The organism is Enterobacter cloacae complex sp. S3, assembly GCF_014930495.1.
GTDB classification, from domain to species: Bacteria; Pseudomonadota; Gammaproteobacteria; order Enterobacterales; family Enterobacteriaceae; genus Enterobacter; species Enterobacter asburiae_B.
In genome coordinates, this window is the sequence record NZ_JADBRD010000088.1 from 1 (window position 1) to 340 (window position 340).

At 58.5% G+C, this 340-nt stretch carries 1 protein-coding gene; it reads right to left on the minus strand.

The window, feature by feature from the left end:
• Window positions 1-340: efflux RND transporter permease subunit (locus IM317_RS23520; RefSeq protein WP_193362545.1), on the minus strand; the 340-nt coding region annotated here is incomplete at both ends.

A 340-nucleotide genomic window follows, 5' to 3' on the forward strand; every position in this document is an offset into this window, starting at 1 on the left:
TCGCCGACAAGCCAATGGTTGTCAGCAGGCCTACCTGGAAGTAAACGGCGTTGGTCAGTCCACGGAACGTTGCCGCAAGCAGCGCACCGATAACCCCGAGCGGAACCACCAGCATAACGGAGAACGGAATCGACCAGCTCTCGTACAGTGCCGCCAGACACAGGAAGACCACAATCAGTGAAATGGCGTACAGGGCAGGGGCCTGGTTACCGGACAGACGTTCCTGATAGGACATACCGGTCCAGTCATAGCCGATACCCGAAGGCAGATTACACGCCAGCTCTACCATCAGGTTCATGGCTTCACCGGTGCTTCGGCCCGGAGCAGCCTGACCCAGGAT